The organism is Geomonas azotofigens (genome assembly GCF_018919395.1).
Classification (GTDB): domain Bacteria; phylum Desulfobacterota; class Desulfuromonadia; order Geobacterales; family Geobacteraceae; genus Geomonas; species Geomonas azotofigens.
Genome location: NZ_JAHLME010000002.1, coordinates 285,275 through 298,232, shown reverse-complemented (window position 1 = coordinate 298,232; position 12,958 = coordinate 285,275). Strand labels below are relative to the sequence as shown.

General features: G+C 63.0%; 10 protein-coding genes. 3 read left to right on the top strand and 7 right to left on the bottom strand.

From position 1 onward, the window contains the following. The first annotated feature begins 56 nt into the window (after window positions 1-56). The 3 genes from KOL99_RS06305 to KOL99_RS06295 all read left to right on the top strand — a co-directional run bounded on the left by KOL99_RS06305 (window position 57) and on the right by KOL99_RS06295 (window position 2,913). Window positions 57-1,451 carry a DUF6056 family protein gene (locus KOL99_RS06305; protein WP_216509633.1) on the top strand — a complete coding sequence of 465 codons (1,395 nt, stop codon included), beginning with the start codon at window positions 57-59 and terminating at the stop codon, window positions 1,449-1,451. Between the two features lie 110 nt (window positions 1,452-1,561). Further along, complete coding sequence (locus KOL99_RS06300) at window positions 1,562-1,969, top strand: hemerythrin domain-containing protein (RefSeq protein ID WP_216509632.1); 408 nt, start codon at window positions 1,562-1,564, stop codon at window positions 1,967-1,969. 179 nt (window positions 1,970-2,148) lie between these two features. Next, window positions 2,149-2,913: an undecaprenyl-diphosphate phosphatase gene (locus tag KOL99_RS06295; protein WP_216509631.1), complete on the top strand. Its 765-nt coding sequence runs from the start codon at window positions 2,149-2,151 to the stop codon at window positions 2,911-2,913. 9 nt (window positions 2,914-2,922) lie between these two features. On the opposite strand, the gene KOL99_RS06290 is transcribed toward KOL99_RS06295, so the two are convergent. The 7 genes from KOL99_RS06290 to KOL99_RS06260 form a co-directional block, all read right to left on the bottom strand. Further along, the gene (locus KOL99_RS06290; protein ID WP_216509630.1) at window positions 2,923-3,660 is read right to left on the bottom strand and encodes a sulfite exporter TauE/SafE family protein; all 738 of its coding nucleotides are present in this window, start codon (window positions 3,658-3,660) and stop codon (window positions 2,923-2,925) included. Window positions 3,661-3,777: 117 nt separating this feature from the next. Beyond that, window positions 3,778-5,163, bottom strand: coding sequence for a NarK family nitrate/nitrite MFS transporter (locus tag KOL99_RS06285; protein WP_328759868.1), 1,386 nt, complete (start codon window positions 5,161-5,163; stop codon window positions 3,778-3,780). Between the two features lie 118 nt (window positions 5,164-5,281). After that, entirely contained in the window at window positions 5,282-5,947 is a 666-nt protein-coding gene (locus KOL99_RS06280; RefSeq protein ID WP_216509628.1) for a respiratory nitrate reductase subunit gamma, read from the bottom strand. Beyond that, on the bottom strand, window positions 5,941-6,486 hold the full coding sequence (gene narJ, locus KOL99_RS06275; RefSeq protein ID WP_216509627.1) for a nitrate reductase molybdenum cofactor assembly chaperone: 546 nt from the start codon (window positions 6,484-6,486) through the stop codon (window positions 5,941-5,943). The genes KOL99_RS06280 and narJ overlap by 7 nt, the downstream gene beginning before the upstream one ends. Then, entirely contained in the window at window positions 6,483-7,937 is a 1,455-nt protein-coding gene (gene narH / locus KOL99_RS06270) for a nitrate reductase subunit beta (RefSeq protein WP_216509626.1), read from the bottom strand. Before narH ends, narJ begins: the two co-directional genes overlap by 4 nt. 235 nt (window positions 7,938-8,172) lie before the next feature. Continuing rightward, a complete protein-coding gene (locus tag KOL99_RS06265) occupies window positions 8,173-11,781 on the bottom strand; it encodes a nitrate reductase subunit alpha (protein WP_216509625.1) in 3,609 nt (1,202 codons plus the stop codon). Then, window positions 11,781-12,605 (bottom strand): c-type cytochrome, encoded by an 825-nt coding sequence (locus tag KOL99_RS06260; protein WP_216509624.1) that lies wholly within the window; start codon window positions 12,603-12,605, stop codon window positions 11,781-11,783. Before KOL99_RS06260 ends, KOL99_RS06265 begins: the two co-directional genes overlap by 1 nt. Window positions 12,606-12,958: the final 353 nt, after the last annotated feature.

Sequence of the window (12,958 nt, the reverse complement as noted above, 5' to 3'; positions counted from 1 at the left end):
CTTTTTTTTGCCCGCATCAACCCCTGGGACCACCGGGACCACTACGAGGAAGACGGATGCCGATTTCGGATTCGAAGAAGACTTTGGCGGTACTGCTTTTGACCGTGTTGCTGCTTCCGTTTGTCATTAACTGCTTCTTTGCCTATCCTCAAACCGATGATTTCGTCTACTCCGTTGCCGCTCGAAGCCTCGGGTTTCTAACATGTCAGTACGACTGGTACGTCAAGTGGTCGGGACGTTTCACGTCGACCGTGCTTCTCAGCATCAATCCCCTCGTTCATGATAGCCTCGCAGGGTACAGGCTCAGTTTTGCCCTCCTCATCGCGGCCCAGGTCGGTTCGCTGTACCTTCTGACACATGCACTGACCAAACGGACCCTCGCGTGGCAGGAAAAGCTCGCATTCTCGCTGGCCTTGTTGTTCGCCTGCCTGGACCAGATGGATGACCTGAGGTCGTGGCTTTACTGGATGGCGGGAGTGGCCACGTACCAAGTCGCAGCAACGATGATGGTCCTGTGGCTTTCGCTGATACTCCTGATGGACCAGGACCAGAAATTCGACAACCTGTGGAACAGGGGAGCGGTCCTTGCGTTGTCCCTCTTTCTTGGCGGCACCAACGAGATCGTGCTGTCCCTTACATTCCTTTTCAGCTTGACGTTGATCGCCTATCGGTATGCGTCCAGGAAGACCCTGACTCCGTTTCACATTGCGACATTCTTCGCGGTCGCAACGGGAAGCTGTATCGGAGTTTTCGCCCCCGGCAATTTCGCACGCATGAAGAGTGACTACGATACTCACAGGACCGTCTGGACCATCGCCTGGAATGCTTTTAAAGCCGCACTTGCTTCCATGGAAGTATGGATGACCTACCCGGTGACATTGATCCTCGTGACTGCCGTTTTCTGTACCGTCATCAGCAGACCACAACTGAGGGCCATTTATGGCAGGATCAGGATCCTGTACTCGATGTGCATGTTGTTACTTCTCGTCGTGCTGGGGTTCTTCATACCGTACTGGGCCACCGGGATGTACCCGCAAAACCGCGTACTGAACATCATTTACTTCTTCTTCATGATCGGTTTGACGATAAACGTTGCAGTCATTTTTTCTAAACTCGGTGAACCAGCCTTGGCCTTCTTGAAGAACATCCCGTCTAAACGGTGCAGCATGGTCGGCGTCGTGTTCCTGGCGGTTTTATTCTGCCTGCAGAGATCCAATTTCGTGACGGTGACCAAAGATCTTTTAAGTGGCGATTCCCTTCGTTACAGCAGGGAGATGCAGCAAAAACAATCGCAGCTCATTCACTGCGCTACCAGCCACTGTACTACTTCCGAGGTTACGACCCGCCCCGCCAGTCTCTACTTCTACTTCATCGATTCTGACCCCCAGAACTGGGTCAACCGTGCCTACGCAGCCTATTTCGGTAAGGAAAGCGTCTCCTTGGCAAAATAAGAGTTCAATTGCTTGACCTGCGTCAACCCGCTAGCCTTCTCGCCCGCCTATACTTCGGATATCAGGCTGATCAAGCGAAAGATCAAAAAACGCAGTAGGAGAGGTGACAAATGGCAAGGTTGATAGATGAGCTGAAACGGGATCACGTGGCAATCGAGGAGATGCTCAACCGCGTCAAGGATACCAGCATTACCAACAACGAGGCGCACAAGCTCCTTTTGGCGGCGCAGTCGACGCTGCTGGCGCATCTGCGCAAGGAGGACGCGCAACTCTACCCGGTGCTGAACAAGGCCGCGCAGACGGACCAGGCTCTGAAACGCACCGTTGATTTTTACGCCAAGGACATGGACGAGATATCCGGCAACGCGGTGACCTTCTTCAAGAAGTACTCCGCCGACGACGCGGTGATCGATATCGAGTTCGCCAAGGCGCTGGGCAGGCTGTTCGCCACCATCTCGAGGAGGCTGCGCAGCGAGGAGAACACCCTTTACGCCGCCTACGAGAAACTGCACCACTGATACCTGGCAGTTCTTCCGCACGTGGGACCACGGGGCGTCCCGTGGTTCCATCTTCCCAAGTTCACCCTGTCCACGCCTAGCTGGATGGCATCTTTCCCGCCACTGGTTCGGCTTTACAATGCCGCATCGATCGGGTATCTTAGCTCGCTTAAACCAGCGCAGTGGCAAGGAGTGGGTTCGTGGGTATTTTCGAGGCGATAGTACTGGGCGTCGTGGAGGGGTTGAGCGAGTTCCTTCCTGTTTCTTCCACAGGGCATCTGATCCTGGCGTCGGCGCTTTTGAAGCTGCAGCAGTCAGAGGCGCACAAGGTGTTCGAGGTGGTCATCCAGCTGGGGGCCATGCTGGCCGTGGTCGAGGTGTACCGCAAGCAACTCCTCGCGCGCCCGGACCTGATCAAGAAAGTCTGCTTCGCCTTTCTTCCCACCGGCACCATCGGGTTTCTGCTCTACAAGCTGGTCAAGTCGTTCTTCCAGCCTTCGCTGGTGAGTTACATGCTCATCGCCGGCGGCGCTGCCTTCATCGTCATCGAACTCTGGATGAAGGACCGGCCCGCCACCACCCACACCCTTGACGAGATCAGCTACAAGCAGGCCTTCTCCATCGGCCTGGTCCAGTGTCTCTCCATGGTCCCCGGCGTCTCGCGTTCCGGCGCCACCATCATGGGGGGGCTGCTGTTCGGTCTGGACCGCAAGGACGCCACCGAATTCTCCTTCCTGCTCGCCCTTCCCACCATGTTTGCCGCCACCTGTTACGACGTCTACAAGAACTACACGGTTTTCCATGCGGCGGACTGGCAGAACATCGCCGTAGGGTTTGTCACCTCGTTCATCTTCGGCGTGATCGGCATCAAGGCCCTGCTGAAGTTCGTCACCAGCCACACCTTCATCCCCTTCGGCATCTATCGCATCATCGTGGGGGTGCTCTTCCTGGTTTTTCTCTTCTAGAGGCGGGATTTACACCAGCAGCAGCTTGAAACCGGCGATGGCGAGGACGAGGGAGAGGACCCTCATGATGGTGGGAACGGGGAGGTGGCGGCTCCCCAACAGGGAACCTACCACGCCGCCGAGGAGGGCGCTGCCGGCCATGAGCGGCGCGTAGCTCGGTATCGCCTGCACCCCGCTCAGATGCCCCAGTAGCCCCGCCGCTGAATTGACCAGGATGAAGAGCGCCGCCACCGCCGAGACCTCCCTCGGCTCACCCCACTTGCACAACAAAAGCAGCGGACTGAGGAAGATGCCCCCGCCGACGCCGGTGAGGCCGGAGAGTAGCCCCAGGGCCGCCCCGATCACCATCGCGGTCGGCGTTGCCGGGGGAGTGGTGCGTACGGGCCCCTGATTTCCCTGCAGCAAGAGGCGCGATGCGGAGAGGAGCAGCACCACGCCGACCAGCGGCCGGTAGATGTGGGAGGGGAGGGTGAGGTAGCCGCCCAGGAAACTGAACGGGATCGAGGTTGCCGCGAAGGGCCAGAACAGGCGCCACGAGAAATGCCCGGCGCGGGCGAAGGAGAAGGTGGCGATCCCCGCCACCAGGAGGTTCAGGGTCAGCGCCGTCGGCTTGAACACCTCCGGCGCCACGCTGAATAGTGCCAGCACCGCAATGTATCCCGACGCCCCGCCATGCCCGACACACGAGTAGAGGACGGCGACCAGCAGGGTGCACAACAACATCGGTATCAGAAGTTCCAGGATCATGTAACCCTCTGGCGGTCCGGCGGTTAAGCCACCGGACCTTCAGTGTTGTCGCAACCTTGCCCGTCAGGCACCGGGAGAAGATACCACACTTTCCCGGCGCTGTCCCACGCATCCTCTTTAGCAGGGCATCTCGGCATTCTTGCGCGAATAGCAATACCAGGTGAGGGCGATACAGCTCACATAGAAGGCGAGGAAGCCGTAGAGCGCCGCCTGCGGTCCGCCGGTATGGGTGATGGAACTGCCGAAGGCCTTGGGGATAAAGAAGGCCCCGTAGGCTGCGAACGCGGAGCAGAAGCCGAGAACGGCCGCGGCTTCCTTTCCCGCCTCGGCAGCGGCCCTGGCTTGGGCCTCGCGCCTCACGTCGCCGGCCGCACGCTGGCGCTCGGTGAGGAAGATGACGGGAATCATCCTGAAGGTCGACCCGTTGCCGATCCCCGTGGTAACGAACAGCAGGATGAACATGGCGAGAAAACCCCAGAAGTTCCCCGGGCTCTCCTGGCCGGGGAGGTAGTGCAGCACCCCGAAGGCGGCGGCGGTCATGGCGACGAAGTTCCAGAAGGTGACCCGGGCGCCCCCGACCTTGTCGGCGATCCAGCCGCCGAGCGGGCGGCACAGCGCCCCGACCAGAGGCCCCAGGAAGGCGTACTGCATCGGGTTGATGGTCGGGAACTGCGACTTGATCAACAGCGGCAGCCCCGCGGAATAGCCGATGAACGATCCGAAGGTGCCCAGGTAGAGCCAGCACATGATCCAGTTGTGCTTGCGCTTGAAGATCACCGACTGCTCCTTGAAGGACGCCTTGGCCTCAGCGATGTCGTTCATGCCGAACCAGGCGGCCAGGGTGGAGAGGACGATGAAGGGGACCCAGACGAAGCCGGCGTTCTGCATCCAGACCGAGGTGGAGACCCCCTTGATGACGCAGACCTGGGGATCGCCGCACAGGGCACCGAACATCCCGCCGGTGATCACCAGCGGTACCAGGAACTGCATGGCGCTCACCCCGAGGTTGCCAAGGCCCGCGTTCAGCCCGAGGGCGGTACCTTTGAGGGCCTTCGGAAAGAAGAAGCTGATGTTGGACATGCTCGAGGCGAAGTTCCCGCCGCCCAGGCCGCACAAAAACGCCAGCACGAGCATCGTGCTGTAGCTCGTATGCGGGTCCCGCACCGCGAAGCCGATGCCGATGGCCGGGATCAACAGCGACGCGGTGCTGATGGTGGTCCAGGTCCTGCCGCCGAAGATGGGGACCATGAACGAGTAGAAGATCCTGAGGGTCGCCCCGGAGAGCCCCGGCAGCGCCGCCAGCCAGAACAGCTTGTCCGCATCGAAGGAGAACCCGATCGACTGCAGGTTCACCACGACCACGCTCCAGACCATCCAGACCGCGAAGGAAAGGAAAAGCGAAGGGATCGAGATCCAGAGGTTTCGGTAGGCGACGGCCTTACCCTGCTGTTCCCAAAACTGGGCATCCTCCGGGGTCCATACTGCCAATACGCGTGACGACATCATCCCTCCCATAGATTCTCAAATGCCCAGATCATCAAATGCTGCATGCACCGTGCAAAGCCCGGATGGCGCCAGATTCATCCCATAGCCTCTATCCCGTATCCCTACACTTTCCGCCTTACTTCGACCGCCACCGGTACAAAAGCGGCGGGTCCTTCAGGAAATCGACCGGCAGGTAGAGCATGTGCACCAGCTTGGTGAACGGGAGCACGGCCACGATCAGGAAGGCGCAGGCGGCGTGCAGTTTGAACACCAGCGGGAGGTCGGCGACGTATTCGATCTGCGGCTGGAACGACACGATGGACCAGAGGTAGGGAACCGCCGTGTGCAGGTACCACTGGGAGCCCCAGCGCAGGACGTAGCCGATGTAGATCCCGGTGCCGGCCTGGAACAGCAGCAGGTACAGGATCAGCCAGTCCGAAGTGAAGGTGACCCGCTTCAACATTGCCGAGTTCACCCGGCGCAGCAAGAGGAGTACGACGCCGAGCACGGCGAAGGCCCCCAGCCCGAAGAGGACGCTTTCCACGCCCACCAGGGTTTCCGGGTTGCCAAGCAAACCCTTGAAGGCGCCGGGGAAGGCGAAGCCCACGATGTGGGCCAGCAGGATGGGCAGGATGCCGTAGTGCCACGGGTTGATGCCCCAGTAGAGCACCTTTCGTTCCAGGAACTGGGTCGAATAGGCGGTCCAGGTGAGCCGGTTGCTCAGGAACCGGTACGGGGTGACGAGGAGCAGCAGCGCCAGTGCCGTGTAGGGCAGGGCGATGAAGATGAAAGAGTTCAGCATGTTGCCTCCTCACGGCAGTCCGCGCTGCACAAAAGCTCCGCCGCCTCGACCAGGGCGAGCCACGGGGAGGCGTCCCGCTCAACCGAAGTACCGAGCAGCTTGTTGATCCCGGGCAGGACCAGTTTCTCGATGAACTCGCGCCGGAAGGCGTCCTCGCCGCGGCTCGCCACGTGCGCCAGGAACGCGAGCACCACGCCCAGGTGGTCGGGAAGCTCGTCCCCCGGCGCCTCGAAGTCGTGTCTGCCGTACTCCTGCTTCACCTGGATCATGTAGCCACCCTTCTTCTGGTTGTCGCCGTACAGGTGGTGCCCAAGGTAGGGTGCCGCCGCCGGGTTGAAGTCGAAACGCGCCACGTAATCCTCCTGCAGCTCCGCGAGGGTGCAGTTGCCAAGCATCTCGCCGAAGAGGTGGGCGCGCGACTCGATGCCGCTTCGCCTGAGGTACGTGGCGAGGGCGTCGTAACATGCCTCCATCTCCTCGCGTTGCCGCGGGTACTCCAACAGTCGCGAAAGGGCGTGGTAGCTCTGTTGCATGCTCATTTGCCGCCTCCCCTGGTCTTCTTGAGGATGCCGAAGCCGGCCTCCTGCTTGCGCCGTTGCGGGTCGTCCTCCTCGCGCTGCTGCGGCGGGATCACGTTGCGCTCGTGGTAGCCCGCGACCGTGAAGAGCCGGTACAGCCTTTTCGCCGCCGCCTCGTCCAGGCCCGCCTCCTGGAGCAGGGCCGGGTCCGCCGGCAGCCCCAGGTTCTCCGCCCGCATCTGGACCCGGACGGCGATCAGCTTCTTCAGTACCTCCTCGATGACGCCCTCGTTGCCGCCGGAGAGAAGGCTCGCCAGGTAGCCGATGGGGACGCGCAGGGTCTCAAGCGCCGGGATCATGCCGTGCTCCAGGAGCTTGTGGGTATCGCCCCAGGTGGAGAGGACCGGCGACAGGGACGGGATGTAGTACGCCATGGGGAGGGTCCTGAACTCCGGGTGCAGCGGGAGCGCGATCCGTAACTCCTTGACCAGCGCGTAGACCGGCGAGGCGGCCGCCGCGTCCAGCCACTGGTCGGAAATCCCGTTTTCCCTGGCCTGCCGGCAGACTTCCGGGTCGCGCGGGTCGAGGATCACGTCGCGGTGCGCGTCGACGAGTTCGGTGTCACCCTTGAGGGCGGCCCCCTCCACCGCGTCCGCGTCATAGAGCAGGACGCCCACGTAGCGGATGCGCCCGACGCAGCTGTGGGCGCAGGCGTTGCACTGGCCGGTCTCCACGCGGGGATAGCAGAAGATGCACTTCTCAGCCTTGCCCGTGTTCCAGTTGAAATAGACCTTCTTGTACGGACAGGCGCTGGTGCAGAAGCGCCACCCCTTGCAGACCTCCTGGTCCACCAGCACGATGCCGTCCTCGCCCCGCTTGTAGAGGGCGCGGGAGGGGCAGGAGGCGACGCAGGCAGGGTTCAGGCAGTGGTTGCAGATGCGCGGCAGGTACTGCATGAACATCGAATCGTAGGACTCGATCACCTTCTTGTCCTTGAGGTTCAGGTCGTTGGCGGCGTAGAGCTGGGAGCCGGAGAGGTCGTCGTCCCAGTTGGGCCCCCCCTGGATCTCCTCGATCTTCTTGCCCGAGATCTGGGAGAACGCCTCGGCGACCGGCTGGTCCTTCGCCTCCTTGGCGCCGGCGAGGTTGCCGTAGTCGAAGTCGAAGGGCTCGTAGTAATCCTCGACCTTGGGCATGTTCGGCTGGAAGAACATGTTGGCGAGCGTCGGGCCTTTGCCCATCGCCTTCAGCTTCAGCTTCTTGCCGTCGACGACCCACCCCCCCTTGAAGCGCTCCTGGTCTTCCCACTGACGTGGGTAACCGACACCGGGTTTGGTCTCGACGTTGTTCCACCACATGTACTCGGCCCCCTTGCGGTCGGTCCAGATGTTCTTGCAGGAGATGGAACAGGTGTGGCAGCCGATGCACTTGTCCAGGTTGAACACCATCACTATTTGAGCTCGTACATCCATATATGGCTCCTTGATCGCCGCCTTGTCCGCCCCCCCAGGGGAGGCGACTGACACGGCGCTCGTCGTGTAACTGTAGGGGCGAATAATCATTCGCCCGGTGCACTCTCCCCTCAGGAGAGGTGACGATGTCAGGCGGTGCAACATGGCTGGGCGAATGATTATTCGCCCCTACAGGTCGCCCGGGTGACCGGGGAGTGGCTCCGCAGGTGCCTGCCCCCCTTCACTGCATTCGCTCCTACTTCAGCTTCCTGACCACCACGTAACTGTCGCGGTTCACGCCGGTTGGCCCCCAGTAGTTGAAGTAGTAGCTGAACTGGGCGTACCCCCCGAGCATCAACGTCGGCTTCAGCCGGATCCGGGAAAGGCTGTTGTGCACGCCCCCGCGCTTGCCGCTCTTCTTCGACTTCTTGATGTTCAGGGTCCGCTCCGGCGCGTGGTACATGACCGCAGCGCCCCTCGGGATTCTCGAGGAGACGATGCTGCGGCAGACCACGACGCCGTTGGCGTTGTAGACCTCGATCTGCTCGTTGTCCTCGATGTCCGCCCCGGCCGCGTCGAGGGGGTTCAGCCAGACCGCCTGGCCGCCGCGCGACAGGGTGAGCATCCTTAGGTTGTCCGAGTAGGTGGAGTGGATGCCCCACTTGCCGTGCGGCGTCAGGAAGTTCAGCACAAGGCCGGTCTCCCCCTCGGTCTCGTCCAGAAGCGCCGGGTTCAGTTTCCCCTTGAACGTGGGGAGCCCCTCGTGGAACTCGCGGTAATAGGGGTGGTCCAGGTAGAGCGACTGTCTCCCCGTCAGGGTGCGCCAGGGCACCAGGTGCTCCACGTTCAGCGTGTAGGGGGAGTAGGGGCGTCCGCCGTTCACGAGGCCGCTCCAGATCGGGGAGTTGATGACCCGGCGCGGCTTCTGGGTGACGTCCTCCCACTTGACCCGGATTTCGCGCGCGCCCGCCGCTAGCTGGGCGAGCGGCTTGCCGACCCGCTTCTCCAGGTTCTGGTAGGCGCGGTGCGCCAGCTCGCCGTTGGTCTCCGGCGCGAGCGAGAGGATCGCGTCCGCCACCACCTTTTCGTCGGCGAGATCCACGTAGCTCTTGCCGTTCCAGGTCCGGTTGGGGAGCTCCCTCAAAAGCTTCTCGTGCTCGTCGTCCGCGTCGTAGTAGTTGCCGTGCGAACCGAGGTGCCCGATGTTGGGGCCGAGCGAGAGGAAGCGGTTGTAGAGGTTCACGTAGTCGCGCTCGACGATGGCGAGGTTCGGCATGGTCTTGCCCGGCACCGGCTCGCATTCCCCGAGCTTCCAGTCCTTGACCGAGCGCTGGGCGATCTCTCCCGGCGTGTCGTGTAAAAGCGGCGCCGCGATCACGTCTTTGACCGGCTCCGGCAGGTGCGTCGCCGCCAGCTCGCTCACCTTCTTGGCGATCTTGCTGAAGATCTTCCAGTCCGACTTGGACTCCCAGGAGGGGGGCACGGCCGCGTCCATGCAGTTCACGAAGGAGTGCATGTCGGTGGTGTTGAGGTCGCTCTTCTCGTACCAGGTGGCGGCGGGGAGCACGATGTCGGAGTAGAGGGTCGAGGTGTCCATCCTGAAGTTCAGGTCCACCACCAGGTCGACCTTCGCCTCGGGTGCCTTTTCGTGCCAGACGATGTCCTGTACCTGCCCCTTGGCGACTTCCTTGGCGGTCGCGCTGGAGTTGGGGGCGCCGAGCACGTGTTTCAGGAAGAACTCGTGCCCCTTGGCGGAGGCCGAGATGGCGTTGCCGCGCCAGATGAACCAGACCTTGGGCGAGTTGCCGGCGTCGTCCGGGTCCTCTATGGCGAAGCGGGTCGTGCCGCTCTTAAGCCGCTCCACCAGCCAGGATCTGGTCGCCTCGTCGTCACCGCACCCCGCCTGCTTCGCCTCCTTCATGAGCTCCAGCGGGTTCGCGTTGAAGTGCGGCGCGAAGGGGAGCCACCCGAGGCGTACCGCCTTGGCGTTGAAGTCGGCGGCGTGCATCGGCATCTTGTCGCCGGTCTCCGGCTTGAAGTAGTCCACGAAGTTGCGGTCGTAGCGCCACTGGTCGGAGTGCATGTACCAGAAGCTGGGCGTATTCTGCAGCCGGCTCCCCTTGACCCAGTCCTGCGCCATGGCGATGGAGGTCCAGGGGGAGAGCGGCGCGACCTTCTCCTGGCCGACGTAGTGGGCGAGGCCCGCGCCGTTTCTGCCGACGCTCCCGGTCAGGATGAGCGCGGTGATGGCGGCGCGGTAGATCAGGTCGTTGTGGTACCAGTGGTTCACCCCGGCGCCGATGATGACCATGTTGCGTCCGCGGCTCTGTTCGCCGTTCTCTCCCCATTCACGCGCTATCTTGATCAGGGTCTGCGCGTCGATGCCCGTGTGCTTCTCCTGCCACTTCGGGGTGAAGGGGAGATCGGAGTCGTAGCCGTGCGGGTAGTCGCCGGAGAGCCCGCGGGAAACGCCGAACTGCGCCATGAGGAGATCGAACACCGTGGTGACCACGATCTCGCCGTCGGCGGTCTGCACGCGGCGCACCGGCACCTCGCGCAGCGCGTCCTTTTCACCCTCGAACCGGAACAGCACCTTGCGGCTCTCCTGCCCGAGGAAGGTGAGCGCCGGATCGATCTCCGCGCCGTCGACCACGTCCTTCATGTCCAGGTTCCACTGTCCCTCCTGTTTGCTCCAGCGCGAGCCGAGGCTGCCGTTGGGCACGCGCACCTCGCCGCTCTTGTCGGCGACGCACAGGCACCACTCCGCGTGCTCCAAGGAAGCCGAGCGTTCGAAGCGCGCCGCGCGCACCAGCTCCCCCTGCCGCCACACGGGGACCGGCTCCGCAGGTGCCGGTCCCCCTCCCGTCACCCCTTCCGGCGTAAGCTCGACCAGGAACGGGAAGTCCGTGTACCTGGTGACGTACTCCTCGAAGAAGGGGACCTGGCGCTCGGCGTAGAACTCCTTCAGGATCACGTGGTTCAGCGCCATCCAGAAGGCGCCGTCGTGCCCCTGCTCGACCGGGAGCCAGGCGTCGGCGAACTTGCTCGCCATGGAGTAGTCCGGCGACATCACCACCACCTTGGTGCCGCGGTAGCGCGCCTCGGTGAGGTAGTGGGCGTCGGGGGTGCGGGTCATCGGGACGTTGGAGCCGCACAGCACGATGTAGGAGGCGTTGTACCAGTCAGCCGACTCGTTCACGTCGGTCTGCTCGCCCCAGACCTGGGGCGAGGCGGGGGGCAGGTCGCAGTACCAGTCGTAGAAGCTCAGGGCGACGCCGCCGAAGAGCTGCAGGAAGCGGCTCCCCGCCGCGTAGCTGATCATGGACATGGCGGGGATGGGGGAGAAGCCGACCACCCGGTCCGGGCCGTGCTTCTTGGCCGTGTAGATGCTGGAGGCCGCGATGATCTCGGTGACGGTTTCCCAGTCGCCGCGCCTGAAGCCCCCCATGCCGCGCTGCCCGGTATAGGAGGCGCGGGACTCCGGATTCTCGACGATGCTGGCCCAGGCATGCACGGGGTCGGCGTGGGTCTTTTTCGCCTCGTTCCAGCGGTCCAGGAGCGCGCCGCGCAGGTAGGGGTGCTTCACGCGCAGCGGGCTGTAGAGGTACCAGGAGAAACTGATGCCGCGGGTGCAGCCGCGCGGCTCGTGGTTGGGGATGGTGCCGTCGAACTGCGGGTAGTCGTTCGCCTGCAGCTCCCAGCCGACGATACCGTCCTTCACGTGCACCATCCAGCTGCAGCCGCCGGTACAGTTCACGCCGTGGGTGGAGCGCACCACCTTGTCGTACTGGGCCCGGTTCCGGTACAGCTCCTCCCACTGGCGGTTGTGCGCCGAGCAGTCGTCCTTGATCCTGTCATGTGACATTACTTGGTTCTCCTCTTGAACAGCAGGACGGCGATCATGCAGATGGCGAAAAAGCCGAGACCGGCGGCGGGATACGGGTCGCTCGCGGGATGCTTCCTGGCGGCGGCGTCCTTGAACAGGGCGGTCAGCGCCGTGGCTTCCTCTTCAGTCAGCGGGCGCTCCGCGTAGATCTTCTTCATGACCGGGAAGCTGAGGCTCTTCAGCACGCCCCGCACGCCGGCTTCCCCCATCTTGCCGTACAGGTTGGTGAGGTCGGCCGCGAGCGCGCCGCCGTAGATGCCGGGATAGTCGAAACGGTGGCAGGAGACGCAGGGCGCCCCCCCCTTGGCGAAGCGCTGCTTCCCGGTGAAGAGGTCGCGGCCGGTGGCGAGCAGTTCCCTGGTCACCACGACTTCGGCAGGCTGCCGCGGGGGCTCGGCCTGGGCCGGTGCCGCGGGTGCGCCTTTATCGGAGCCGGCACCGGCGCTCGCGGGAGCGTTGCCACCTCCCAGGAACGCGACGATCTTCTCGGCATCGCCGCGGCTTACCCCCACGTTGGGCATCTCGAAGCCGTATTTCTTCACCAGTTCCGCCTGGGCGGGATCCTTCTCGGCGGTCAGCTTGCCGGGGTCGGTGATGAGCTTCACCAGCCACTCCGCGGGGTGCTTGGCGCCGACCCCCTTCAGGTCCGGTCCTCCGCCGTCTCCGCCGCCGATGGTGTGGCAGGAGGCACAGTGCTTGTCGAAGAGCTCTTTCCCCCCGTCGGCCCGGGCGGTCCCGGCAACGGCGGCTACCAGCATGATTGCGACAAACAAACGGATCGGCGTCAGCGGCGAGTGTGGCATGGACGTTCTCCTTCAGCTTCTGGCGTGTTGATACGCCCAGCTGCCGCGCCAGCGGCACCGCGGGACGATGTTGTAAACACTTCGGATAGAGGAGACTCTAGAACAGTAGTTTGTTAAGGTTCTTGACCTAAATCAAAAAAGTGGAGATGGCGTGGTCGTTAATGAGGTCTGGGCGGGACCGGCATTCATTATATCATCGAAGATGTATGTTGCAGGGTATGGGGCACGCGGGGTTGCGCTGGGAGAGGCCCCCGCGGTAGGGACAGGGGACAGGGGATGGTTAAAGGGGCAAGGGGGGGGAGGGTGCTTTTCCTGGCGGGAAGGGCAGGGGGAGGGGGCCATCCCGGAGAAGC